Origin of the sequence: Rhodoplanes azumiensis, assembly GCF_042682915.1 — a bacterium.
GTDB classification, from domain to species: domain Bacteria; phylum Pseudomonadota; class Alphaproteobacteria; order Rhizobiales; family Xanthobacteraceae; genus Rhodoplanes; species Rhodoplanes azumiensis.
The window spans coordinates 275,147-297,790 of the sequence record NZ_JBHUIW010000003.1 but is presented as its reverse complement, the minus strand read 5'-3'; the positions used below and the strand labels follow the sequence as shown (position 1 = coordinate 297,790).

Genomic DNA, 22,644 nt, shown 5'->3' with positions numbered 1-22,644 from the left:
CGAACCAGAAGGCACAGGGCCATGGCGACGAGCAGTGTCAACGGTACCCAATTCTCCGCGACGGCGGCCGTCACCTCGACCGGCACCAAGCCGGATTCCGCCATGGTTCTGGGAAACAACTTCCAGACCTTCCTGCAGATGCTGACGACGCAGCTGCAGAACCAGAACCCGCTCGATCCGCTCGACGCCAACCAGTTCACCCAGCAGCTCGTGCAGTTCTCGCAGGTCGAGCAGCAGCTCAAGACCAACCAGCAGCTGGAGTCGCTGATCGCGCTGGAGCGGAGCGCGCAGACCACGATGGCCTTGGGCTATATCGGGTCGAAGGTCGCGGTCGACGGCACCACCGCGACCCTGCCCAAGGACGGCATGGCCACCTGGTCGTTCAATTCGCCGAAGCCGGCGAGCGCCACGATCTCGATCTCCAACTCGTCCGGCCAGACCGTCTTCGCGGGGAACTACACGCTGCAGACCGGCGAGCAGAAGTTCGCCTGGGACGGCCGCGGCAAGGACGGCACCAAATGGCCGCCCGGCGACTACAAGATCACGATCACCGCCGTCGATGCCACCGGGCAGACCGTCGCGGTCCCGACCGAGGTGACCGGTACGGTCGACTCGGTCGACCTGACCCAGACGCCACCGGTGCTCAGCGTCGGCGGACAGACCTTCACGTTCGACAAGATCAAGCGCATCGTCAGCCGCTGATCCCCGCCCGCTCGATTTATTCCTGTCGGCGACCGTCCGGTCCCGGGCGGCGAAGCACGCCCGCGCGACCGCCCCGGCGAGCCCGGTGTCGCGCTCGTATCATATTGATGTCACACGATTCTCCGGCGGGTTGTGCGGTGCCCTTCGGCGGCCCCGACCGGCGGTCTTTCACGGTCGATGTTTTCCCTTTTTTTACGGACGCTTAGCCAAATTTTAAGCGGGCCGGCCTATCGTGCAGGGGTGTTTTTCAGTTCCTGTAGCGTGAGTTCGTCCATGACCGAACCCCACCGCCCGAGGGTGAAGTATGTCATCGGGCCGGACGGTAGCCCCTTGACTATCGCCGACCTCCCTGCACCGGGCACGAAGCGTTGGGTGATCCGCCGCAAGGCCGAGGTCGTCGCCGCGGTCCGCGGTGGCCTCCTGTCACTCGAAGAGGCCTGCAGCCGCTACACCCTCACGGTGGAAGAGTTCCTGGCCTGGCAATACTCGATCGACCGCCACGGCCTCGCCGGTCTACGCACCACGCGCCTGCAGCAGTATCGCCAGTAGGCCCCGCCCGAGCCTACGCACCATCTCGCCGCAACCGGCAGCGTCGCGGCGCCTCCGGATCGACGCGCTGCCGCGGCGGAGCCGTCGTCGCGTCGGACGGACTTCGAAAGCCCCCCTGACCGTTCCGTCCGATCAGCCGGCCGATGTGTCACCATCGGATCGGCGACAGGCCGCCTCCGGGCGGCCTTTTCTTTTGTCGAACCGTCCCACGCCGGCGTCCCGGCCCGTCCGCCACCCGTCGCCGGGGCGCCACAGTGCGTCCCGGCGGCAACGCGACCCTGTTTTTCGCCACGTGAAGCAATGGTTAACCCTCGCGTTAACCAATTCGAAACCATGAACCCGGCAAAACTTGCCGGGTCGGTGATTTTCATCTGCCGACATAACAGGTTGGAAGTCACCCTCGCCTCAGGGTCGTGCCGTGGATGGTCTGATCACCTTCGTCAAGACACTCGGACCCGCGCGTATCGCCGCGATGGGCGCCGTCACGGCGGCCCTGATCGGGTTCTTCGCCTTCGTGATCCTCAAGGTGACGGCGCCCCAGATGGTGCCGCTGTTCACCGATCTCACGCTCGAGGACTCCTCGGCGATCATCAAGGATCTCGAACGCCAGAGCATCGCCTACGAGCTGCGGAACGACGGCGCCATCATCATGGTGCCGAAGGAGAAGGTCGGCCGGCTGCGGATGAAGCTCGCCGAGGGCGGGCTGCCCAAGGGCGGCGGCATCGGCTACGAGATCTTCGACAAGTCGGATTCGCTCGGCACCACGAGCTTCGTCCAGAACATCAACCACCTGCGCGCGCTGGAAGGCGAGCTCGCCCGCACCATCCGATCGCTCGACCGGGTCCAGGGCGCCCGCGTCCACCTCGTCATTCCCGAGCGGCCGCTGTTCTCGCGCGACAAGCTCGAGCCCTCCGCCTCGATCGCCCTCAAGGTCCGCGGCCAGCTCGAGACCCAGCAGGTCCGCGCCATCCGTCACCTCGTCGCCTCCGCCGTCAACGGGCTGAAGCCCGAGCGCGTCTCGGTGGTCGACGAGACCGGCCGGCTGCTCGCCGACGGCGCCGCCGGCGATCCCTACGGCGCCGGCGTGTCGGGCGACGAGCGCAAGCTCGCCTACGAGCGCAACCTGCGCGACCAGGTCGAGTCGATCGTCACCTCGGTCGTCGGCCCGGGCCGCGCCCGCGTGCAGCTCACCGCCGAGTTCGACTTCAACCGGGTGACCCAGACCCAGGACCGCTACGATCCGGAAGGCCGGGTGCTGCGCTCCAGCCAGACCCGCGAGGAGCAGTCGCAGACCACCGAGCAGCAGGGTCAGGTCAGCGTCTCGACCGAGCTGCCCAACGCCCAGCAGGGCCAGCCGGCGCAGCCGCCGAGCCCGCGCGACCAGAGCAAGAAGACCGAGGAGATCAACAACTACGAGATCACCCGCATCACCGAGACCAAGGTGATCGAGGGCGGTCGCGTCAACCGGGTCTCGGTCGCCGTGCTGGTCGACGGGGTCTACGGCCGCAACGACAAGGGCGAGCTCACCTATCAGGAGCGCAGCAAGGACGAGCTCGACCGCATCGCCATGCTGGTGCGCTCGGCGATCGGCTTCGACCAGCGTCGCGGCGACATCGTCGAGGTGGTCAACCTGCGCTTCGCCGAGACGCAGAGCATCGTCATGCCGGACCAGACCGGGTTCCTCGGCATGCTGCAGTTCACCAAGGAGGACATCATGCGGGCGATCGAGCTCGGCGTGATGCTGCTCCTCGGCCTCGTCGTCCTGTTCTTCGTGATCCGCCCGCTGGTCCGCCGCATCATCACGCCCGAGGCGATCGCCGCGCTGACCGGCGAGGCGCCGCTCCCGGCGCTCGCCGGCGGGCCGGCCAGCATCCCGGACGGCATCCCGCAGAGCGAGGAGGAGGCCAAGGCGGTCTCCAGCCAGACCTCCAAGATGATCGAGTTCGCGCAGGTGCAGGGCAGCGTCCACGCCCAGTCGATCCAGAAGGTCGGCGAGCTCGCCGAGCGCAACCCGCAGGAGACCGTGCAGATCCTGCGTCAGTGGCTGCACGAGCAGAAGTGATCCAGGGTCCAAACGATGGCCAAGAACGACCTCGAGACCGTGGTGGCGACGCTGGCGGCGCGGCAGCCGGCAGGCGGCCCGAGCTTCAAGCTCACCGGCCCGGAGCGGGCCGCCGTGCTGCTGCTCGCGCTCGGCGATCAGTACGGCGCCAAGATCTGGCAGCTTCTCGACGACGACGAGTTGCGCACCCTGTCGGTGACGATGTCGAGCCTCGGCACCGTCCCGGCCGACGCGGTCGAGGAGCTGCTGCTCGAATTCGTCTCGCGCCTCTCGGCCTCCGGTGCCCTGATGGGCACCTACGACGCCACCGAGCGCCTCCTGCAGCAATACCTGCCGCCCGAGCGCGTCTCCGGCATCATGGACGAGATCCGCGGGCCCGCCGGCCGCAACATGTGGGAGAAGCTCTCCAACGTGCAGGAGGAGATGCTCGCCAAGTATCTCGAGAACGAGTACCCGCAGACCGTCGCCGTGGTGCTCTCCAAGCTCAAGCCCGAGCAGTCCGCCAAGGTGCTCGGCATCCTGCCCGAGGACGTCGGCATGGACGTCGTCAACCGCATGCTGCGGATGGAGTCGGTGCAGAAGGAAGTGATCGAGCGCATCGAGCAGACGCTGCGAACCGAGTTCATGTCGAGCCTGTCGCAGACCCGCCGCCGCGACGCCCATGAGCTGATCGCCGAGGTGTTCAACAACTTCGACCGGCAGACCGAGACGCGCTTCATGACGGCGCTGGAGGAGACCAACCGCGAGAGCGCCGAGCGCATCAAGAGCCTGATGTTCACGTTCGACGACCTGATCAAGCTCGACAACGCCTCGGCCCAGACGCTGATGCGCCACATCGACAAGGACAAGCTCGCGATCGCGCTGAAGGGCGCCGCCGAGCCGGTGCGCAACTTCTTCATGCAGAACATGTCGTCGCGCGCCGCCAAGATGCTCAACGACGACATGGGCGCGCTCGGCCCGGTGCGTCTGCGCGAGGTCGACGAGGCGCAGGCGCTGCTCGTCAACCTGGCGAAGGATCTGGCCGGCAAGGGCGAGATCATGATCACCAAGAACCGCGCCGACGAAGAGCTGGTGTACTGAGGACCGCGATGACCCGCTCCCTGCACCCGCGTTCGCTCGCCCCCGTCCGGAGGGTCGTCCCGTGAACGCTCCGGCCAAGTTCCTTTTCGATCTCGACTTCGCCGCCCCGGCCAAGGCCAAGGCGGAGCCGACCATCTCGCCCGCCGACCACGAGGCGGCGATCGCGGCGGCCGAGAAGCGCGGCTATCAGAAAGGCCTCACGGCGGCCGAAGTGCAGACGAGAACCCAGGCCGAGCGGCAGACCGCCGCCGCCTTCGACCGCATCGCCGCCGCGATGGGGATCGCCGCAGCACAGCTGCCGGCCATCACCACCAAGATCGAGGCCGACGCCGTCGAGGTCGCCGCGGCGATCGCCCGCAAGCTGGCGCCGGCACTGATCGCCGAGGAGCCCTTCGCCGAGATCGCCGCGCTGATGTCGGCGTGCCTCGGCGAGCTTCTGAGCGCCCCCCATGTGGTGGTGCGGGTGCACGAGGGGCTCTACGACCTCGCGCGTGAAAAGCTCGGCGCGATGGCGAAGGCACGCGGCTTCGAAGGACGGCTCGTGGTTCTGGGCGCCGCCGACATTCCGCCCGGCGACTGCCGGATCGAATGGGCGGACGGCGGGCTGGTGCGCGATCGCGCCGAGATCGAGGCGGCGATCGACGAGGCGGTGACGCGCTACATCGACGCGCGCCGCGGCGGCAACGGGTGACGTGGGAGGGACGTGATGGCCACCGACGAGACGAAGGTACCCTTCCCCAATCTCGACACCGACCACAGCGTGGTCGAGCAGGCGACCGACCTCGCCGAGCCGGAGGCGACGACCCACGCGGCGTCCGACCTCGAGGCCGTGTTCGACGTGCCCGTGCAGGTCTCGGCCGTGCTGGGGCGCGCCAGGATGGAGGTGGCGGAGCTCCTCAAGCTCGGCCCCGGCGCCGTGCTCGAGCTCGACCGCCGCGTCGGCGAGGCGATCGACATCTACGTCAACAACCGCCTGGTCGCGCGCGGCGAGGTGGTGCTCGTCGAGGAGAAGCTCGGCGTGACCATGACGGAAATCATCAAGGCGGACCGCGCGTGATGCGCCGAATCGCCCCGACATCCGATAGAGCGACACGCCCGGCCCGTTCGGTCGAGCGGACGCGAGCGACGGAGCAAATGTGATGCGCCTCCTGATCGTCGGCACCCTGAAGGGCCAGCTCACCGTGGCGACCAAGATCGCCATGGACAAGGGCGCGAGCGTCACCCACGCCGAGAGCAGCGACCAGGCGATGGCGGTGCTGCGCTCCGGGCGCGGCGCCGACCTGATGATGGTGGACGTCGCCCTCGACATCCGCGAGCTGGTGCTGCGGCTCGAGGCCGAGCACATCCACGTCCCGATCGTCGCCTGCGGCACCACCAACGACGCGCGCGCCGCCGTCGCGGCGATCCATGCGGGAGCCAAGGAGTACATCCCGCTGCCGCCGGATCCGGAGATGATCGCGGCCGTGCTGGCCGCCGTCGCCGACGATTCGCGCGAGCTCGTCTATCGCGACCAGGCGACCGCCAACGTCGTCAAGCTCGCCCAGCAGATCGCGCCGTCCGACGCCTCGGTGCTGATCACGGGCGAGTCCGGCACCGGCAAGGAGGTGCTGGCCCGCTACGTCCACGGCCGCTCGAACCGCGCCCGCGGGCCGTTCATCTCGGTCAACTGCGCGGCGATCCCGGATCAGCTCCTCGAGTCCGAGCTGTTCGGCCACGAGAAGGGCGCCTTCACGGGCGCCGTCGCGCGCCGCGTCGGCAAGTTCGAGGAGGCCAACGGCGGCACGCTGCTGCTCGACGAGATCTCCGAGATGGAGGTGCGGCTGCAGGCCAAGCTCCTGCGCGCCCTGCAGGAGCGGGTGATCGACCGGGTCGGCGGCACGCGGCCCGTGCCGGTCGACATCCGGATTCTCGCCACCTCGAACCGCAATCTCGCCGAGGCGGTGCGCGAGGGAACGTTCCGCGAGGATCTGCTGTTCCGCCTCAACGTCGTCAACCTGAAGATCCCACCGCTGCGCGAGCGGCCGGGCGACATCCTCGAGCTCGCCCATCACTTCGTGCGCAAATACGCGCAGGCGAACGGCGTGCCGGTTCGCCCGCTGTCGGCCGAGGCCAAGCATCAGCTCACCGTGAACCGCTGGCCCGGCAATGTGCGCGAGCTCGAGAACACGATGCACCGCGCCGTGCTGCTCGCCTCCGGCGACGAGATCGGCACCGACGCGATCCTTACGCCGGACGGCGAACGCCTCGATCAGGCCCGCCCGGCCGCCGTCGAGCACGCGACGCTCGCCGCCGAGGCGGTGACCCGCGCGCTGGTCGGCCGCACGGTCGCCGACGTCGAGCGCGACCTGATCCTGGAGACGCTGAAGCACTGCCTCGGCAACCGCACCCACGCCGCCAACATCCTCGGCATCTCGATCCGCACCCTGCGCAACAAGCTCAACGAGTATTCCGCCGAGGGCGTGCCGGTGCCGGCGCCGCACGGCGGCGCAGGCCCGCACGGCGACGTGCGGATGGCCGGCTGAGAGGACGTGCCGTGCCGCCCCCCGCCTGCGACCTCGCCGCCGCCCCCGCCCCTGCCGCGACCACCTCGGCCGTGCGTGACTCAATCTCGCCACGGTTTCGGATTCGCCTGATGGTTGTGGCGATTCGTCCGTCGTCCCTCGCCCCCGAACCGTCCGCACGATCCGGGAGCCGGATGCCATGAGGACCGCCGCCCAGCCGAAATCGCGTCCGCGCCCGGTGCGCTTCCGCGGGCGTTCCTACATGGCGTTCGCGCTGGCGCCCGAGCTGCCGATCCCGGAATGGCTCGCCGACATCGACGGCGCGATCGGCCGCTCGCCGGGCTTCTTCGCCGGCCGGCCGGCCGTGCTCGACCTCGCCGGGCTGACGCTGTCGAAGGGCGAGATCCACGACCTCATCCGCGAGCTGCAGGGCCGCGGCATCCGCATCATGGGGCTGGAAGGCGGCGACGCCGACTACGGCGCCGAGTTGCCGCCCGTGCTCACCAGCGGCCGCGGCACGTTTTCTGCCCCCGAGGGCGGCGCGGCCGCGGAGAGCGGCGTGGCCGATCAGGCGCAGGCGCAGGCACCGGCCGCCGCGGCCGAGCCGGCGCCGTCCGCTCAGGTGACCCGCATCGGCCCGGCGGCGGCGCCGCAGCCGGTCGGCTCGCTCACCGTCGCCGAGCCGGTTCGCTCCGGCCAGACCATCTATCACCCGCACGGCGACATCATCGTGCTGGGCGCCGTCTCGTCGGGCGCCGAGATCGTCGCCGGCGGCTCCATCCACATCTACGGAACGCTGCGCGGGCGGGCACTGGCGGGGGCCGGCGGCGATTGCCGGGCCCGCATCTTCTGCCGCCGGACCGAGGCCGAGCTGCTCGCCATCGCCGGCTACTACCGCACCGTGGACGACCTTGAACCATCGCTCCGCAACCGGCCGATCCAGGCCTGGCTCGAGGGCGAGACGATGCTGATAACCGCATTCGACTGAGGCAGGGAGAGGGGACCGACAATGGCCAACGTGGTCGTCGTGACTTCGGGAAAGGGAGGCGTGGGCAAGACCACCACCACGGCCGCCCTCGGCGCGGCCCTGGCGCAGACGGGACAGACCGTCGCGGTGGTGGACTTCGACGTCGGGCTGCGCAATCTCGACCTCGTGCTCGGCGCCGAGCGGCGCGTCGTGTTCGATCTGATCAACGTCGTGCAGGGCGCCGCCAAGCTGCAGCAGGCGCTGATCCGCGACAAGCGCATCGAGACGCTGTGGCTCCTGCCCGCCTCGCAGACCCGCGACAAGGACGCGCTCACCGACGACGGCGTCACCCGCGTCATCGACGAGCTGCGTCAGCGCTTCGACTGGGTGCTGTGCGACAGCCCGGCCGGCATCGAGCGCGGCGCCCAGCTCGCGATGCGCCACGCCGATCAGGCCGTCATCGTCACCAATCCGGAGGTGTCGTCGGTGCGCGATTCCGACCGCATCATCGGCCTCCTCGACGCCAAGACGGTGCGGGCGGAGCGCGGCGAGCGCATCGCCAAGCACATCCTGGTGACGCGCTTCGATCCGGCCCGCGCCTCCAAGGGCGAGATGCTCGGCATCACCGACATCGTCGAGATCCTGTCGTTGCCGCTGCTCGGCATCATCCCCGAGAGCCAGGAGGTGCTGCGCGCCTCCAATCTCGGCACCCCGGTGACGCTCAGCAATCCGGCGAGCGCGCCGGCCCGCGCCTATGCCGAGGCGGCCCGCCGCCTCGAAGGAGAAGATCTCGACATCGTCGTCCCGACCGAGAAGCGCGGCCTGTTGACAAAGCTGTTCGGACGGAGAGCCGCATGATCTGGAGCTGGTTCAAGCGCCGCCACTCCGCGCCGATCGCGCGCGAGCGGCTGCAGATTCTGCTCGCCCACGAGCGCTCCCCGCTCGGCCGCTCGTCCAACCTGGTCTCGCTCCTGCAGGACGAGATCGTCGCCGTGATCTCGCGCCACGTCTTCGTCGATCCGGACCATGTCCAGGTCAAGATGGACCGCGGCGCGACGATCTCGACGCTGGAGATCGAGATCGAGATCCCCAACATGGTCGCCCCGCCGCTCGCCGCGACGTGCTGACGAGACGAGCCTTGCTCCGCTCGTCCCCGCGCAAGCGCGGACGGCGGGGCCTCACCCCCCTTCCGCCCTCACCTTGAGGTGCTCGCGCAGCGGGCCTCGAAGGGCGAGGGCGGCCACCGATGTCGGCTGCTCGAATCCAGATCGCGTGGTGTCGTGGCCACAAGGTTCGAGACGCGGCCTGCGGCCGCTCCTCACCAAGAGGCGACAGGCATGTTCCGAAGCAGCGCCGCAGCGACGATCGACCACCGGTCCCTCCATGCGCATCCGCCCCGCCACGCCCGCCGACGCCGACGCGTTGTGGCGGATCCTCGAGCCGGTGATCCGGGCCGGCGAGACCTATCCGCTGCCGCGCGATCTGTCCCGCGAGGACGCGCTCGCCTACTGGCTGTCGCCCGCCCACGAGGTGCATGTCGCGCTCTACGAGGACGGCGATCGCGAGGCGATGGTCGGCACCTATTATCTGAAGGCCAACAATGCCGGCGGCGGCGCGCATGTCGCGAACTGCGGCTACATGGTCGCGCAGGACGCCGCCGGCCGCGGCGTCGCGCAGGCGATGTGCACGCACTCGCTCACCCGCGCCAGAGCGCGCGGATTCCGCGCCGTTCAGTTCAACTTCGTGATCACGTCGAACGAGCGTGCCGTGCGGCTGTGGCAGCACATGGGCTTTTCCGTCGTCGGCCGCCTGCCGGGCGCCTTCGAGCACCCGACGAAAGGCTATGTCGATGCGCTGGTGATGTTTCGCAACGTGTGAGGCGGGGCCGCCGCACCTTCACCTCTCCCCGCACGCGGGGAGAGGTCGGGGTTCGCGCCACAGGCGCGAAGTCCGCGTGAGGGGGCGCCGCGGCGAGTCGTAGCATCCGCGAGTCTCTGCGTCGCGGAGACGCCCCCTCCCCCGCCGCGCTGCGCGCGTCGACCTCTCCCCGCACGCGGGGAGAGGTGAGGAGGGGTCGCCCTCGCTTTCTACGACGGAGCAAGCAAAGCCCCTGCCCTCACGGCGTCGCCGTCATGGCCTCGGGCTTGGTGCGCTGGCGCTTGATCATCAGCTTGTTGAGGGCGCCGAGATAGGCCTTCGCCGAGGCGACGAGCGTGTCCGGGTCGGCGCCCTTGGCCGTGACGGTCTTGTCCGCCTCGGAGAGACGCACCGACACCTCGGCCTGGGCGTCGGTGCCCTCGGTGACGGCGTGCACCTGGTAGAGCTCCAGCATCGCCTCGTGCGGCACCAGCGCCTTGATGCAGTTGAACACCGCGTCGACCGGACCGTTGCCCTCGCACTCCTCGATCGCCGTGCGGCCTTCGATGTTGAGCTTCATGGTGGCGCGCTGCGGCCCGTGCGTGCCGGCGATCACCGACAGCGACACCAGCCGGATGCGGTCCTGGGCGGTGGCGATCTCCTCGTCGACCAGCGCCTCGATGTCCTCGTCGTAGACGTGCTTCTTGCGATCGGCCAGCGCCTTGAAGCGCACGAAGGCGTCCTCGAGCTGATTGCCGGCGAGCTTGTAGCCCAAGTCCTCCAGCTTCCGGATGAAGGCGTGGCGGCCGGAATGCTTGCCCATCACCAGCGAGGTCTGCTTCACGCCGACACTCTCCGGCGTCATGATCTCGTAGGTCTGGGCGTTCTTGAGCATGCCGTCCTGATGGATGCCGCTCTCGTGCGCGAAGGCGTTCCGGCCGACGATCGCCTTGTTGTACTGCACCGGGAACGAGGTCACGGCCGAGACCAGTTTCGACGCGCGAGTCAACATGGTGGCGTCGATGTTGGTCCACCAGGGCAGCACCTCGTTGCGCACCTTCATGGCCATCACGACCTCTTCCAGGGCCGTGTTGCCGGCGCGCTCGCCGATGCCGTTGATGGTGCACTCGATCTGCCGCGCGCCGCCGCGCACGCCGGCGAGCGAGTTGGCGACCGCGAGGCCCAGATCGTCGTGGCAGTGCACCGAGAACACGGCGCGGTCGGAGTTCGGTACGCGCTCGCGCACCGTCTTGAACAGATTGTAGTACTCCTCCGGCGTCGTGTAGCCGACCGTATCCGGGATGTTGATGGTCGTCGCGCCGGCCCTGATGGCGGCCTCGACACAGCGGCACAGGAAGTCGATCTCGGTGCGGGTGCCGTCCTCGGACGACCACTCGACGTCGTCCGTGTAGTTGCGGGCGCGCGTCACCTGCGCGATCACCATCTCGTAGACCTCGTGCGGCTCCTTCTGGAGCTTGTGCTTCATGTGCACGGGCGAGGTCGACAGGAAGGTGTGGATGCGCTTGCGCGCCGCCGGCTTGATCGCCTCGGCGCAGCGGTCGATGTCCTTGAAGGCCGCCCGCGACAGGCCGCAGACGACCGCGTTCTTCGTGCGCTTGGCGATCTCGTTGACGGCGAAGAAGTCGCCCTCCGAGGCGATCGGGAAGCCCGCCTCGATCACGTCGACGCCCATCTGGTCGAGCAGCTCGGCGACCTCGAGCTTCTCCTCGTGCGTCATGGTGGCGCCGGGCGACTGCTCGCCGTCGCGCAGCGTGGTGTCGAAGATGACGACGCGGTCCTCGTCGGAGTGCGGATGAGCCGACGTCGGCGCGGCCGGGTGTTGCGCGGTCATGGAAACCAATCCTTCTCGAAGAGCATGCGCCTCGACGGGGCGCGTCCGGGTTCCGTCTCGGATCCCCTGAGCGCCCAGGCGCGTCGCGCCCTGCCGGCCCTCAGGGGCAGCTAAGGAGAAGGAGGCCGGAAATCAGGGCAGCCGCGGACGGGGCCGAAACGACCCGATCCAAGAGCGCGCGATGCTGGCGGCGCGGCGACATGCCCGATCCTCTGTTGCCCGTCACGGTGACCGACACGTGTTGACGCGACGTTAACCCGAGACGCAACGCCGCTCTTGTACCGTGCGTCGCCCGGCGGGGCAAGCCGCCGCAGCGACGACCTTCGGTCGGACCTCCGACCCGCGAGGCGGCGCAACGCATCGTCGCGCGGCACCGGCCGGCCCTGCACCACGATCCGTCGTGATCGGGTCGTCGCGGCCGGCTCACCGGCGATCGACCTTCCGCGACGCCCGGTCCGGCCGGCCGCCACGCCGCACGTGGAGCCGCGGGGACGATCTCGTCGTAGAAGGTCGATCGCCGGTGAGCCGGCCGAAGACCCCCGACAATCGAGCGGATTATTCCCGCCGGGCAGGCCACAGGCCACCTCTGCGGGCCAGACCACGCCCCGGCGGCTAAATTTACACGTCCATGCCGACGCGGTAGATTCGTCCCGTCTGCGTATTTCGTCGGGAGAGGACAACCTGAAAGGCACCCACGCTCGGGTGAAGGGTTACTCAAATGAATTATTGGATCGCTGCTTTCGCCGTCGCCCTGGTCGTGGTCATCGGCGCTGCCGCCGGCCCGCTCGGTGCCGCGGTTTCCGTGATCGTCTTCGCCGCCACTCTGTTCCTGCTGTGGGCTCACAAGCTGGGCTTCCTCAACGCATGGACGCAGTTCGGCCTGGATCGTTTCGCGGCGCCCTTCCTGGAGGGCGACAACTACGATCGGCTGTCGCTGATCGCCTCGGACGGCGAGAAGCTCGCCAAGGCCTGCACGGTCGCGGTGGTGCTGATCGCCCTGTCGCTGCTGCTGCCCACCTACCAGGTCGGCATCCTGGTGGCCGCCGTCGGCGCCTGGTACCTCTACCAGATCCGCCGCGCCAACGCCCCGGCCAAGGCGACGCCGGCGACGCTCGAGCTGCCGGCCGCCAAAGGCGGGGCCTTCAAGCCCGCCGAGACCCGCACCGAGACCCGCGTCAACTGAGACGCCCGATCGGGAGGCGGCGCCGCCCGCGCCGTCTCCCGTTCGCCCTGCCCCCGACAGGCGCGCTCTTGCTCACGCGCCGCCACCGCCGGCCTCACGGCGGAGGTGAGGAGCGGCTCGCCGCACCGCCGGCGCCGAATTCCTCCCAGCCCCGCCATTCTCATACCGTTTGCGGATGATCAGTGCGCTGTCGTCCAGGGGCGCGGCGAAGCTGCGAACCCGGAATCCAGCGACGCGCGACGAAAGCGCGACCGGATTCCGGGTTCGGCGCTGCGCGCCGCCCCGGAAAGACCCCGGAGTGATCAGGCGGCGGCCGGCTTGGCGGCGAAGAACGGGAACGGTCCCGGCGCGCGCTGCACATAGGCGTGGTGGGTGACGAGGCCGGTGCCCTCGATCCATTTGTGCAGCAGGAAGGCCGGCGGCTCGAGCACGAAGTCGGAGGCGGCGTCCGGGGTCAGCGTCAGCGTCACCTGATGGGCGACCGACGGCGCGATCTGGCAGATCGTGCCGGCCCACCTGACCGCCACGGGCCGGTGATGATGCCCGGTGATCACCCGCTCGACCTGCGGATTGGCCTCGACGATGGCGGCGAAGCGCTCGGCGCCGTCGAGCAGGCGGATGCGATCCATGTGGCCGATCCCGCAGACGAAGGGCGGATGGTGGACGGCCACGACGGTCGGCACCTCGGGCGCGGCGCCGAGCGCGTCGGCCAAGAAGGTGAGCGACTCGGGCTCGAGCCGGCCGGCGCCATGCCCCTCCCACAGGCTGTCGAGGCCGACGATCCGCACCGGCCGGGTCTCCACCACGAAGTCGAGCCGCCCCTCCGCCGGCAGATAGCCCTTCGGCCCGAAGGCCGCCCGCAAGGTGGCGCGGCGATCGTGATTGCCGGCGATGCAGTAGACCGGCATCGCCAGCCGGTCGAACAGGGCGGTGAGGATCGCGTACTCCTCCGGCAGCCCGGCGTCGGTGAGATCGCCCGTGACGATCACGAGGTCGGGCGCCGGCTGCAGCCGCGCGAGCGCGTGGACGGCCTGCTCGGCATAGGCGTTCGTCTCGGCGACGCCGTAGGCGAGCACGCCGGCGGGCCGGACATGGAGGTCGGAAATCTGGGCGATCAGCATGCGTCGGGTCTCGGGCTCGTGACAGGATCGGGTTCGGGGTCCGGGAAGACGTGCAGCCGGGCCGGGTCGATGGTCAGCGCGACCGTGTCGCCGACCCCGACCCGCCATGATGCCGGAACGTCGGCCTCGACGGCATGGCCGGCGACGTCGAGGCTCAGCCGGCGATGCGCGCCGAAGAAGGTCGCGGCGCTCACCCGCGCCGGGATCGTGTCGGCGCCGGCCGGGCCGAGCGTGACGGCCTCGGGCCGGAAATGCACCGCCTCGGCGGTCGCCCCCGGCACCAGCCGCCCGGGCAGCCGGTTCATGGTGCCGACGAAGCCGGCGACGAAGGCGTCCGCCGGACGCTCGTAGATCGCCTCGGGCGTGTCACGCTGGACGATTCGGCCCTCGCGCATCACGGCGATGCGGTCGCCGATCGCCATCGCCTCGGCCTGGTCGTGAGTCACGTGGATGGCCGTGATGGCGAAGCGCCGCAAGAGCGCCGCGAGCTCGATCCGCAGCTTTTCGCGCAACGCCGCGTCGAGCGCCGACAGCGGCTCGTCGAGCAGCAGGATCTTCGGGCGGATCGCGATGGCGCGGGCGAGCGCGACGCGCTGGCGCTGGCCGCCCGAGATGCGGTCGACCGGCCGGTCGGCGAGCGCCTCGAGCCCGACCATGGCGAGCAGCCGCGCCACCTCGGCGGCGCGCGCGGCCCGCGGCTCGCCCCGCACCTTCAGGCCGTAGCCGACGTTCTCGGCGACCGTCATGTTGGGGAACAGCGCGTAGGACTGGAACACCATGCCGACGCGGCGGCGCTCGATCGGGGTCGCCGTCACGTCGACGCCGTCGAACAGCACGGCGCCGCCCGGATCGGGCGAGGCGAGGCCGGCGACGAGGCGCAGGAGCGTCGTCTTCCCACAGCCCGAGGGGCCGAGCAGGACGAGGATCTCGCCGGCCGGCAGATCGAGGTCGGTCGGGGCGAGCGCGACCACGCCGCCCGGAAACGTCTTGCCGGCGCCCCGCACCGTGAGGCGCGCCCCGTGAACGCCGGTCTCGGCGCCCTCCCCCGCCGTCACGGCCGCACCTCCTTCCGTCCGCCGAGGCGCGCCAAAAGCTGCATGGCGACCAGGAGCGGCACGATCATCAGGAAGAACACCAGCGTGTAGGCCGAGGCGATCTCCAGCCGCATCGAGGCGTAGGAGTCGGCGAGCCCGACCGGCAGCGTCTTGGTCAAGGGCGTGTGCAGCATCCATGTGAGATTGAACTCTCCGATCGACAGGGTGACGACGGTCAGGGCGCCGGCGAGGATCCCGGGCCGCGCGTTGGGCAGCATCACGTCGACGAAGCGCCGCCACGGCGAGGCGCCGAGCGAGGCGGCGCCCTCGTCGAGGAGCCGCCAGTCGATCGACTGCAGCACCGCCATCACGGAACGCAGCATGAAGGGCAGCGTGTACAGAACGTGGCCGACGACGATGAAGGCCGAGGAGCCGCGAAGCTCGCGCACGCCGCCATAGGTGATGATCAGGGCGAGCGCCAGCGCCAGCCCGGGGATCGCCAGCGGCAGCGTGACGATCTCCTCGACGAGACGAGCGAGCCGGCCGCCGCGCCGCACCAGCGCATAGGCGGCGGGAACGCCGAACACGAGCGTCACGATCAGGGTGGCGAGCGCGATGCCGAGCGAGCGCAGGATGGTGTCGGCATAGAGCCGCCAGACCTCGAAAATCCAGTCGAGCGTCAGGCCCTCGGAGAGACCGCGCGCGTAAGACACCGAGACGCCGGCCAGCATCGAGACGATCGCCGGCACGACGAGGAAGGCCGCGACCAGCACGGTGACGAGCCCGGCGGCGAGTGTCGTGATCCGCATGGCTCAGCCCGCCGCCGCGACGCTGCCGGTGGCGTTGCGCGCGATCGCGAGCGCGCCCCACGTGACGAGGCCGAGCGCGATCGACAGCGCCGCCGCGATGGCGACGTTTCCGCCGAGCGTGAACTCGGTGTAGATCACCATGGGCAGCACGTCGATCCGGGTGGCGAGCGTGAAGGCCGTGCCGAAGGCGCCCATCGCGGTCGCGAAGCACAGCGCGCCGGCCGCCGTGAGGGCCGGCGCCAGCGCCGGCAGAACGACGTCGCGCTGGATGCACCAAGGACCGGCACCGAGCGAGCGCGCCGCCTCGACGAGCGACGGATCGAGCTTTTCGACCGCCGCCATCACGGTGAGGATGACGCGCGGGATCGAGAAGTAGAGATAGCCGACCAGGAGCCCGGTCAGCGAATAGGCGAAGACGATGCGGCCGGCGCCCAACACCTCGGACGCCTGCCCGACGAGACCCAGCCTGCCGCCGAGCAGGATCACCATGAAGCCGACGACGACGCCCGGGAAGGCGAGCGGGAAGGTGAGCATGGCGACCAGCAGATCACGTCCGGGGAAACGCCGCACCGCGAGGAATTGCGCCGCGACGGTGGCGATCGCGAGCGTCAGCACCGTCGTCGCCGCCGCGACCATCAGGGTCGACACCATGGTGGCGCGATAGCGCGGCTCGGTCAGCACGGCGAGGTACGCGCCCCAGCCGAGCTTGCCGGAGCCGGCGACCGGCACCAGCACGGCCATCGGCACGAGCAGGAAGGCCAGCACGAACACGCCGGCGGGGAGCAGAAGGAGGAACTCGAAGCGGCGGGGCATTCGGGCTTTCGGCAGTGCGTTGACGTGAGGGATTGGACCGCAGCCATATCGACGAACGCGGGTCACCTCTCCCCGGCGGGGAGAGGTCGGATCTCGCGCGACCAGCGCGAGATCCGGGTGAGGGGGTGCCGAGCTCTCCAACCGGCGCCGTAAACCCTCACCCCGACGCGCTTCGCGCGTCGACCCTCTCCCTCAGGGAGAGGGTCACGCCGCATCCGCGGCAGGCGCCGGCCTCACCGCACCTCGGCGAGGTAGCGGTCCGAAAACGTCTTCTGGATTTTCTCGGCGGCGCCCCAGTCGATGTCCTTGACGCGGTCGTAGTCGGCCTTGGGCAGAAACTTCGCCGCCACCTCGGCCGGCATCTCGATCGGGCGCGCCGGGCGCAGATAGGCGTTGGTCCAGACGAGCTGGCCCTTGTCGGAGAGCAGATAGTCGAGCACGCGCTTCGCCTGCTCGGGATGCGGCGCACCCTTCACCAGCGTCATCACATAGGGGAACGACACCGAGCCCTCGCACGGGATGACGAAGGCGAACTTGCCCTTCTCGGTGTACTTCGCCCGGTAGGCGTTGAAGTCGTAGTCGAGCAGGATCGGAATCTCGCCCGAGACGACGCGCGCATAAGAGGTCTGCTGCGGCACGATCGGATCGTTCTTGGCGAGCTCCTTGAAGAAGGCGAGGCCCGGCTCGATGTTCTCGAGCGTGCCGCCGAGCGCCAGGTTGACCGCGACGGCGCCGACATAGCCGACCGCCGCCGAGGTCGGGTTCAGATAGCCGACCAAGCCCTTGTAGTCGGGTTTCTTCAGATCGGCCCAGCAGGCCGGCACCGGTTTTCCGCGCAAGGCATCGACGTTCACGAACAGCCCCAGCGTGCCCTGGTGCACGGTCCACCAGTGGCCGTCCTTGTCCTTCAGGCCGTCCGGAATCGCGTCGAACAGGGCCGGCTTGTAGGCCTCGGTGACGCCCTCGGCTTTCGCCTTGATGCCGAACGTGATGCCGTAATAGGCCATGTCGGCCACGGGGCTGGCGCGCTCGGCGAGGATCTGCGACAGCGCCTGGCCGGAGTTCTTGTTGTCGTGCGGCATGGTGATGCCGAGGTCGTCTCGGACCGCCTTCAGCATCGCGGCCCAGTCGGCCCATTGCGGCGGGCAGTTGTAGCAGATCGCGGTGCCGCCCTGCGCCTGCGCGGCCGCCACGCCCGTCAGGAGCGGGGTGGCGAGCAGCGTCGCGGCCGCGAGGCCGAGAACAATCCGGCGGGTCGTCATGAGGGTCTCCGTTGGTGGCTCAGCGGGAAACGTTCGGTGCGCCGGCGAGCGTGCCGCCCGGGCGCCAGACATGCGGCAGCGTCACGACGCGGGCCGCCGCGTCGCCGCGGCCGGCGACGAGATCGAGCAGCATGGCGGCCGCCGCCGCCCCCATGGCACGGGCCGGCCACTCGATGGTGGCGAGCGCCGGCGCGATCAACCGTCCGATCGCGATGCCGTCGAAGCCGGCGACCGACACGTCGTCCGGCACCGCGAGGCCATGCCGGCGCAGCGCCGCGACCACGCCGATCGCCAGTAGATCATTGGAGGCGACGATCGCGGTCGGCCGTGATCGCGCCAGGAGATCGGAGAGATCGATCCGGTCGGGCCCGTCGATGAAGTCGATCTCGATCGGCGGCGCGACCGGCAGCCCGGCCGCGGCGAGCGCATCACCCACACCCTCGAAGCGCGCGCGCGCCCGGTCCGAGGCGGCGAAGCGCCCGGCGACGAACGAGATGCGGCGATGGCCGTGACGGATCAGCGCCTCGGCGATCTCGCGGCCGGCGCCGCGATTGTCGACCGTCACGACGGCGTCGCCCGCCGCCACCGCCTCGTTGAACAACAGCACGGTCGGGATGCCGGCCGTGGCGGCGCGCAGATGCGCCGCGCTCGCCGCCGGATCGCAGACGGTGAGCACGAGACCCGCGGGACGCTCGGCGATCAGCGGCGCGATCGCCTCGATCTCACGGCCCGGCTCGTAGTCGGACTGCGCGATCAGCACTGCATGGCCGGCGCGGCGCGCCGTCTCCTGCAGGCCGGCGAGGCAGTCGGCGAACACCGGATTGGTGACGCTCGGCACCAGCACGCCGATGGTGCGGCTGCGCTTGAGCACCAGGCTGCGGCCCACCTCGCTCGGCCGGAAGTCGAGCTCGGCGACGGCGGTGGCGATGCGCCGGCGCAAGCCTGTGCTCACCGGGCCGGAGTCGTTGACGACCCGGCTGACGCTGGCGATCGAGCAGCGCGCCTTTTTGGCGACGTCCTTGATGGTCGTCGCCCGGCGGGGCGCGGCGTCGCCTTGGGCAGGAGAGTCGCCGAGCGCGGACGCATCGCCGAATGCGGAAGAGGTCATGAGCGGCCGTGCGCCGAGGCTGGTGTAAACGTTTTCACCAGCACCCTAGCGAGGCTGCGTGACAGCGACGCGACAGGCGGTCGGAAGGCGCCGTGGCATCGCGGGGTGGGCGCCGGAGGGACTCAGTCCCAGGCGTGCAGCAGATAGGCGCGGACGAAGTCGAGGACGCCGGCACCGAGATCGGCCGGTCCATGCACGGCGACGACGCGGGCGAGCTCCGGGGCCGCCTCGGCGGCGATATGGGCGCGCGCCGTCTCGCACAGCGCGGCGGTACTCGCTCGGGCCTCGAGGAGCCGGACGACGGCGAGCAGCCGCCCCGCCGGCACCAGCGCCCACGGACCGGCCGTGTAGGCCTCCGCATCGATGCCGGTCTCCTCGAAGATCTCGCGCACGACGCTGCCGGCGAAGTCGACGACGCCGTCGCGCACGTCGCTCGGGTCCGGCGTGCCGCAGGGGAAGTAGACCTGGCCCTGGTTCGCCGTGCCGGCCGCCATCTCGCCGAGCAGGAAGCCGCCGTCGCGACCGCGCAGCGCCCCCATGGCGAAGGCGTTGGTCACGCTGGCGTCCGGCCAGCCCCAGTCGCGCCATGCCATGAAGCTCGCGTAGTCGGTCTCGAACAGGCGCGCCCGCAGCGTGCCGGCGTCGACGGCCCAGTCGCGCATCAGGAGCACGCGACCGTTCCAGACATGCGGAAGCCGCCGCTGGAGGTCGGCGAAATGCGCGTCGATCTCGGCCCGCCGTGCGGCGGCGAACGGCCAGTCGAACGGCTCCAGCCGGAGGTCGAGCGCGTCGATCGGAGCCACGTCGAGGTCGTTCACGCCGTCCGGTCCTATGACGCCTTCGTCATGAGCCGCCCCCACGCGCCCGTCGTGATCAGACGAGGAGCCGCCCCTCGCTCATCACCACGGCATCACCGCCGATGGCGGCCGTGGCGAGCGCGCCGCCGCGCAGCCCGAGCGACAAACTGATCAGGCTCGGCCGGCCCATCTCGAAGCCCTGCTCGATCACCAGCGTGTGGGTGCCGTCGGGAAGGCCGCCGTGGCGGGCCACCGCGCCGGCGAAGGCCGCGACCGCGGAGCCGGTCGCCGGATCCTCGGCGATGCCGAGGCTCGGGGCGAACATGCGGGCATGGAAGGCATGGCCCCGCACCGTCGTCTCGCGGCTGAACACGAAGGCGGCCGGATGGCCATCCGAGCCGAAGGCCGCCACCCAGCGCCGCATGTCCGGTGTCGCGCGGGCGACCGCGTCGCGGCTCGCCAGCGGCACCAGCGTGAAGGTGACGCCGGCCGACCAGTCCTCCGCGACGAAGCGGCCGAAGCCGATCTCGCGCGCGGCAAGTCCGAGCGCCGCCGCGAGCATCGTGGCGTCGCGTGCGGCGGCGACCGGCTCGGGCAGCCGCGGCAGGTCGAAGCGCGCCGTCCCGCCGTCGGCGTCGCGCGGCGTGACGGCGCAGCGCACCGGGCCGACCGCCTCCTCCACCACGATCTCGCGCGGCGCCGGGCCGCCGTCGAGCCGGCCGAGCAGCACCGCCGTGCCGACCGTCGGATGGCCGGCGAAGGGCAGCTCGCGGGCCGGCGTGAAGATGCGCAGCCGTGCCCGGTGCGCCGGATCGTCGGGCGGCAGCACGAACACGGTCTCCGACAGCGCGAACTCCTTGGCGATCGCCTGCATGGCGGCGGTGTCGAGACCGTCGGCGTCGAGCACCACGGCGAGCGGATTGCCGGCGAACCTCTCGGCCGTGAACACGTCGAGCGTCACGAAGCGGCGCGCCATGGCGGTCACACCGGCTCGGCCGTGAAGACGCGCGACGGCGTCACGAACTCGTCCTGCGCCGCGACGGTGAGGATTTCGCGCGAGCCCGCCGCGACGGTGCGCTTCAAGAGGCCGAAGATCGAAGACGCCGCGCGCGACAGGGCCTCGGCGGTCGAGCCGGTCGACATCCAATGGAAGAAGAACAGCGCCGCGATGGCGTCGCCCGCGCCGTTGATCGCGATGTCGAGCTTCTCGGTGCGCAGGCGGAAGCGGCCGTCCGGCCCGGAGGCCAGGAGATCGATGGCGTCGGCCGGCGTCTCGTCCGTGTGCAGCGACGTGACCAGGATCACCTTCGGCCCGAGCAGATGGACGATCTCGATCGCCTTCACGGCGTCGGCGAGCGTGCCGGTGGTGCGGTCGGCCAGATATTCGAGCTCGAACTGGTTGGGCGTGATGATGTCGGCGGCCGGCACGGCGCGCGAGCGCATGAACTCCGGGATGCCGGGCCGCACGAAGACGCCGCGGCCGACGTCGCCGATCACCGGGTCGCAGCAGTAGCGCGCCTTCGGGTTGGCGGCCCGCACCTTGCCGACCGCCTCGAGGATCGCCTCGCCGATGTCGGCGCCGCCCATGTAGCCCGACAGCACGCCGTCGCAGAGCGGCAGGGCGCCGCGCTCGGCGATGCCCTCCAGCAACTCGCCGATCATGCCGCCGTCGAAGACGCGGCCCTTCCAGGCGCCGTAACCGGTGTGGTTGGAGAACTGCACCGTGTGGATCGGCCACACCTCGCAACCGAGCCGCTGCAGCGGAAACACGGCGGAGGCGTTGCCGACATGGCCGTAGGCGACGTGCGACTGGATCGAGAGAATGTTCATGGCATGGCATCGGCGGGGGTGCGTCGGAATGATGTCGAACCCCTACCGCGTGGCGCCACGCCGCGCAAACCCCTTCCCGGCGGTGAACATCACGCGCGCTTGCGGGTCGGCACCATGAGGATGGCGAGGCCGGCGAGCACCAGGGCCATGCCGGCGAGCCGCAGCGGGCCGAAGGTCTCGCCGAACACCAGGCTCGACGCGATCGCCCCGATGAACGGCACCAGCAGCGCGAAGGGCGCGACCGTGGCGACGCCGTAGCGGCGCAGCAGCGCCCCCCAGGCCGCGAAGGCGATCGTGGTGCCGGCGAAGGCGAGATAGAGCACCGCGACCCAGGCGATCCACGGCGCCGCGACGAGGCTCTGCCCGACCGCCGCCGGTCCTTCGAGCACGAGCGCGAGGGCGAGGCAGGGCAGCGGCGGCACCAGGCTGAGCCACGCCATCAGCGCCACCATGTCGTTCTGCCCGGCCTTGCGCAGCAAGAGGTTGCCGACCGCGAAGCTGAGCGGCGAGCCGAGCATCAGCAGGAGCGCCCACCCGTCGAACTCCTGCCCCACCGTGCCGCCGATGCAGGCGAGGCCGGCCGCCGCGACGACGAGCGACACGGTCTGCCGGCCGGTCGGATACTGGTGGTAGATCGCCGCCGCCAGCGCCACCGTGAACATCGACTGGGTCTGCAGGATCACGGCGGCGAGGCCGGGCGGCACGCCGTGGGTGATGCCGAGGAACAGGAACATGAACTGGCCGACGAACAGCGTCAGCCCGATCGCGACGGTCGGGCCGAGCGCGATCCGCGGCCGCGGCACCACCAGGAGGGGCAGCGCCGAGGTCGAGAAGCGCAGCGTCGTGAGCACCAGCGGCGAGAAGCTGTCGAGCCCGAGCTTGGTGAACACGAAGGCGACGCCCCAGATGGCGGCGACGAGCAGCGCCAGCAGCGTGTGCGGCAAGGTGAGGCGGGGGGCGTACATGAGGGCAGGTGAAATCCGCGGCGTGCCGTCCGGCATGCGGGCCGGCGCTGGCGCCGACCGTGTGGGGCTGCTCCGGCCGCGGGCCGCAGCCCCTCCACCCGGACACCGCGCGCCTCGTCACGCACGGCACGCCCGGTCTCCCCCGTGCGGGC

23 protein-coding genes are annotated in these 22,644 nt (G+C 70.3%); 12 read left to right on the top strand and 11 right to left on the bottom strand.

What is annotated here, in order from left to right:
* Nucleotides 1-21: 21 nt before the first annotated feature.
* The 11 genes from ACFSOX_RS04930 (at nt 22) to ACFSOX_RS04880 (ending at nt 9,739) form a co-directional block, all read left to right on the top strand.
* On the top strand, nt 22-702 hold the full coding sequence (locus tag ACFSOX_RS04930; protein ID WP_378476666.1) for a flagellar hook assembly protein FlgD: 681 nt from the start codon (nt 22-24) through the stop codon (nt 700-702).
* Between the two features lie 273 nt (nt 703-975).
* Nucleotides 976-1,251 (top strand): CtrA inhibitor SciP, encoded by a 276-nt coding sequence (gene sciP, locus ACFSOX_RS04925; RefSeq protein WP_008383176.1) that lies wholly within the window; start codon nt 976-978, stop codon nt 1,249-1,251.
* 418 nt (nt 1,252-1,669) lie between these two features.
* Nucleotides 1,670-3,313, top strand: coding sequence for a flagellar basal-body MS-ring/collar protein FliF (fliF, locus tag ACFSOX_RS04920; RefSeq protein ID WP_378476665.1), 1,644 nt, complete (start codon nt 1,670-1,672; stop codon nt 3,311-3,313).
* Between the two features lie 15 nt (nt 3,314-3,328).
* Nucleotides 3,329-4,393 (top strand): flagellar motor switch protein FliG, encoded by a 1,065-nt coding sequence (gene fliG / locus ACFSOX_RS04915; protein WP_378476664.1) that lies wholly within the window; start codon nt 3,329-3,331, stop codon nt 4,391-4,393.
* A 61-nt stretch (nt 4,394-4,454) separates the two neighbouring features.
* A complete protein-coding gene (locus ACFSOX_RS04910) occupies nt 4,455-5,084 on the top strand; it encodes a FliH/SctL family protein (protein WP_378476663.1) in 630 nt (209 codons plus the stop codon).
* 12 nt (nt 5,085-5,096) lie between these two features.
* Nucleotides 5,097-5,450, top strand: coding sequence for a flagellar motor switch protein FliN (fliN, locus tag ACFSOX_RS04905; protein ID WP_378476662.1), 354 nt, complete (start codon nt 5,097-5,099; stop codon nt 5,448-5,450).
* Between the two features lie 82 nt (nt 5,451-5,532).
* Entirely contained in the window at nt 5,533-6,915 is a 1,383-nt protein-coding gene (flbD, locus tag ACFSOX_RS04900; RefSeq protein ID WP_378476661.1) for a sigma-54-dependent transcriptional regulator FlbD, read from the top strand.
* Between the two features lie 178 nt (nt 6,916-7,093).
* On the top strand, nt 7,094-7,882 hold the full coding sequence (gene minC / locus ACFSOX_RS04895; protein ID WP_378476660.1) for a septum site-determining protein MinC: 789 nt from the start codon (nt 7,094-7,096) through the stop codon (nt 7,880-7,882).
* 21 nt (nt 7,883-7,903) lie between these two features.
* On the top strand, nt 7,904-8,719 hold the full coding sequence (gene minD, locus ACFSOX_RS04890; RefSeq protein WP_378476659.1) for a septum site-determining protein MinD: 816 nt from the start codon (nt 7,904-7,906) through the stop codon (nt 8,717-8,719).
* Nucleotides 8,716-8,988: a cell division topological specificity factor MinE gene (minE, locus tag ACFSOX_RS04885; protein WP_111360619.1), complete on the top strand. Its 273-nt coding sequence runs from the start codon at nt 8,716-8,718 to the stop codon at nt 8,986-8,988. Before minD ends, minE begins: the two co-directional genes overlap by 4 nt.
* Nucleotides 8,989-9,244: 256 nt before the next feature.
* Nucleotides 9,245-9,739 (top strand): GNAT family N-acetyltransferase, encoded by a 495-nt coding sequence (locus ACFSOX_RS04880; protein WP_378476658.1) that lies wholly within the window; start codon nt 9,245-9,247, stop codon nt 9,737-9,739.
* Nucleotides 9,740-9,977: 238 nt separating this feature from the next.
* Here ACFSOX_RS04880 and ACFSOX_RS04875 read toward each other — a convergent pair whose 3' ends face one another.
* On the bottom strand, nt 9,978-11,570 hold the full coding sequence (locus tag ACFSOX_RS04875) for a 2-isopropylmalate synthase (RefSeq protein WP_378476657.1): 1,593 nt from the start codon (nt 11,568-11,570) through the stop codon (nt 9,978-9,980).
* 718 nt (nt 11,571-12,288) lie between these two features.
* Between ACFSOX_RS04875 and ACFSOX_RS04870 the strand changes: the two genes are divergently transcribed.
* On the top strand, nt 12,289-12,753 hold the full coding sequence (locus tag ACFSOX_RS04870) for a hypothetical protein (RefSeq protein WP_378476656.1): 465 nt from the start codon (nt 12,289-12,291) through the stop codon (nt 12,751-12,753).
* A 302-nt stretch (nt 12,754-13,055) separates the two neighbouring features.
* Here ACFSOX_RS04870 and ACFSOX_RS04865 read toward each other — a convergent pair whose 3' ends face one another.
* The 10 genes from ACFSOX_RS04865 to ACFSOX_RS04820 form a co-directional block, all read right to left on the bottom strand.
* Nucleotides 13,056-13,874 carry a phosphodiesterase gene (locus ACFSOX_RS04865; RefSeq protein ID WP_378476655.1) on the bottom strand — a complete coding sequence of 273 codons (819 nt, stop codon included), beginning with the start codon at nt 13,872-13,874 and terminating at the stop codon, nt 13,056-13,058.
* Nucleotides 13,868-14,929: an ABC transporter ATP-binding protein gene (locus ACFSOX_RS04860; RefSeq protein WP_378476654.1), complete on the bottom strand. Its 1,062-nt coding sequence runs from the start codon at nt 14,927-14,929 to the stop codon at nt 13,868-13,870. The genes ACFSOX_RS04865 and ACFSOX_RS04860 overlap by 7 nt, the downstream gene beginning before the upstream one ends.
* Nucleotides 14,926-15,717 (bottom strand): ABC transporter permease, encoded by a 792-nt coding sequence (locus ACFSOX_RS04855; protein WP_378476653.1) that lies wholly within the window; start codon nt 15,715-15,717, stop codon nt 14,926-14,928. Before ACFSOX_RS04855 ends, ACFSOX_RS04860 begins: the two co-directional genes overlap by 4 nt.
* Before the next feature lie 3 nt (nt 15,718-15,720).
* A complete protein-coding gene (locus ACFSOX_RS04850; RefSeq protein WP_378476652.1) occupies nt 15,721-16,530 on the bottom strand; it encodes an ABC transporter permease in 810 nt (269 codons plus the stop codon).
* 233 nt (nt 16,531-16,763) lie between these two features.
* Nucleotides 16,764-17,792, bottom strand: a complete 1,029-nt coding sequence (locus tag ACFSOX_RS04845; protein WP_378476651.1) for an ABC transporter substrate-binding protein — start codon at nt 17,790-17,792, stop codon at nt 16,764-16,766.
* Between the two features lie 19 nt (nt 17,793-17,811).
* Nucleotides 17,812-18,900 (bottom strand): LacI family DNA-binding transcriptional regulator, encoded by a 1,089-nt coding sequence (locus ACFSOX_RS04840; RefSeq protein ID WP_378476650.1) that lies wholly within the window; start codon nt 18,898-18,900, stop codon nt 17,812-17,814.
* 122 nt (nt 18,901-19,022) lie between these two features.
* Nucleotides 19,023-19,718 (bottom strand): NUDIX hydrolase, encoded by a 696-nt coding sequence (locus tag ACFSOX_RS04835; RefSeq protein ID WP_378476649.1) that lies wholly within the window; start codon nt 19,716-19,718, stop codon nt 19,023-19,025.
* Between the two features lie 55 nt (nt 19,719-19,773).
* Nucleotides 19,774-20,673 (bottom strand): PhzF family phenazine biosynthesis protein, encoded by a 900-nt coding sequence (locus tag ACFSOX_RS04830; RefSeq protein WP_378476648.1) that lies wholly within the window; start codon nt 20,671-20,673, stop codon nt 19,774-19,776.
* Between the two features lie 5 nt (nt 20,674-20,678).
* Complete coding sequence (pdxY, locus tag ACFSOX_RS04825; RefSeq protein WP_378476647.1) at nt 20,679-21,527, bottom strand: pyridoxal kinase PdxY; 849 nt, start codon at nt 21,525-21,527, stop codon at nt 20,679-20,681.
* Nucleotides 21,528-21,616: 89 nt separating this feature from the next.
* Nucleotides 21,617-22,492 (bottom strand): EamA family transporter, encoded by an 876-nt coding sequence (locus tag ACFSOX_RS04820; RefSeq protein WP_378476646.1) that lies wholly within the window; start codon nt 22,490-22,492, stop codon nt 21,617-21,619.
* Nucleotides 22,493-22,644 lie beyond the last annotated feature (152 nt).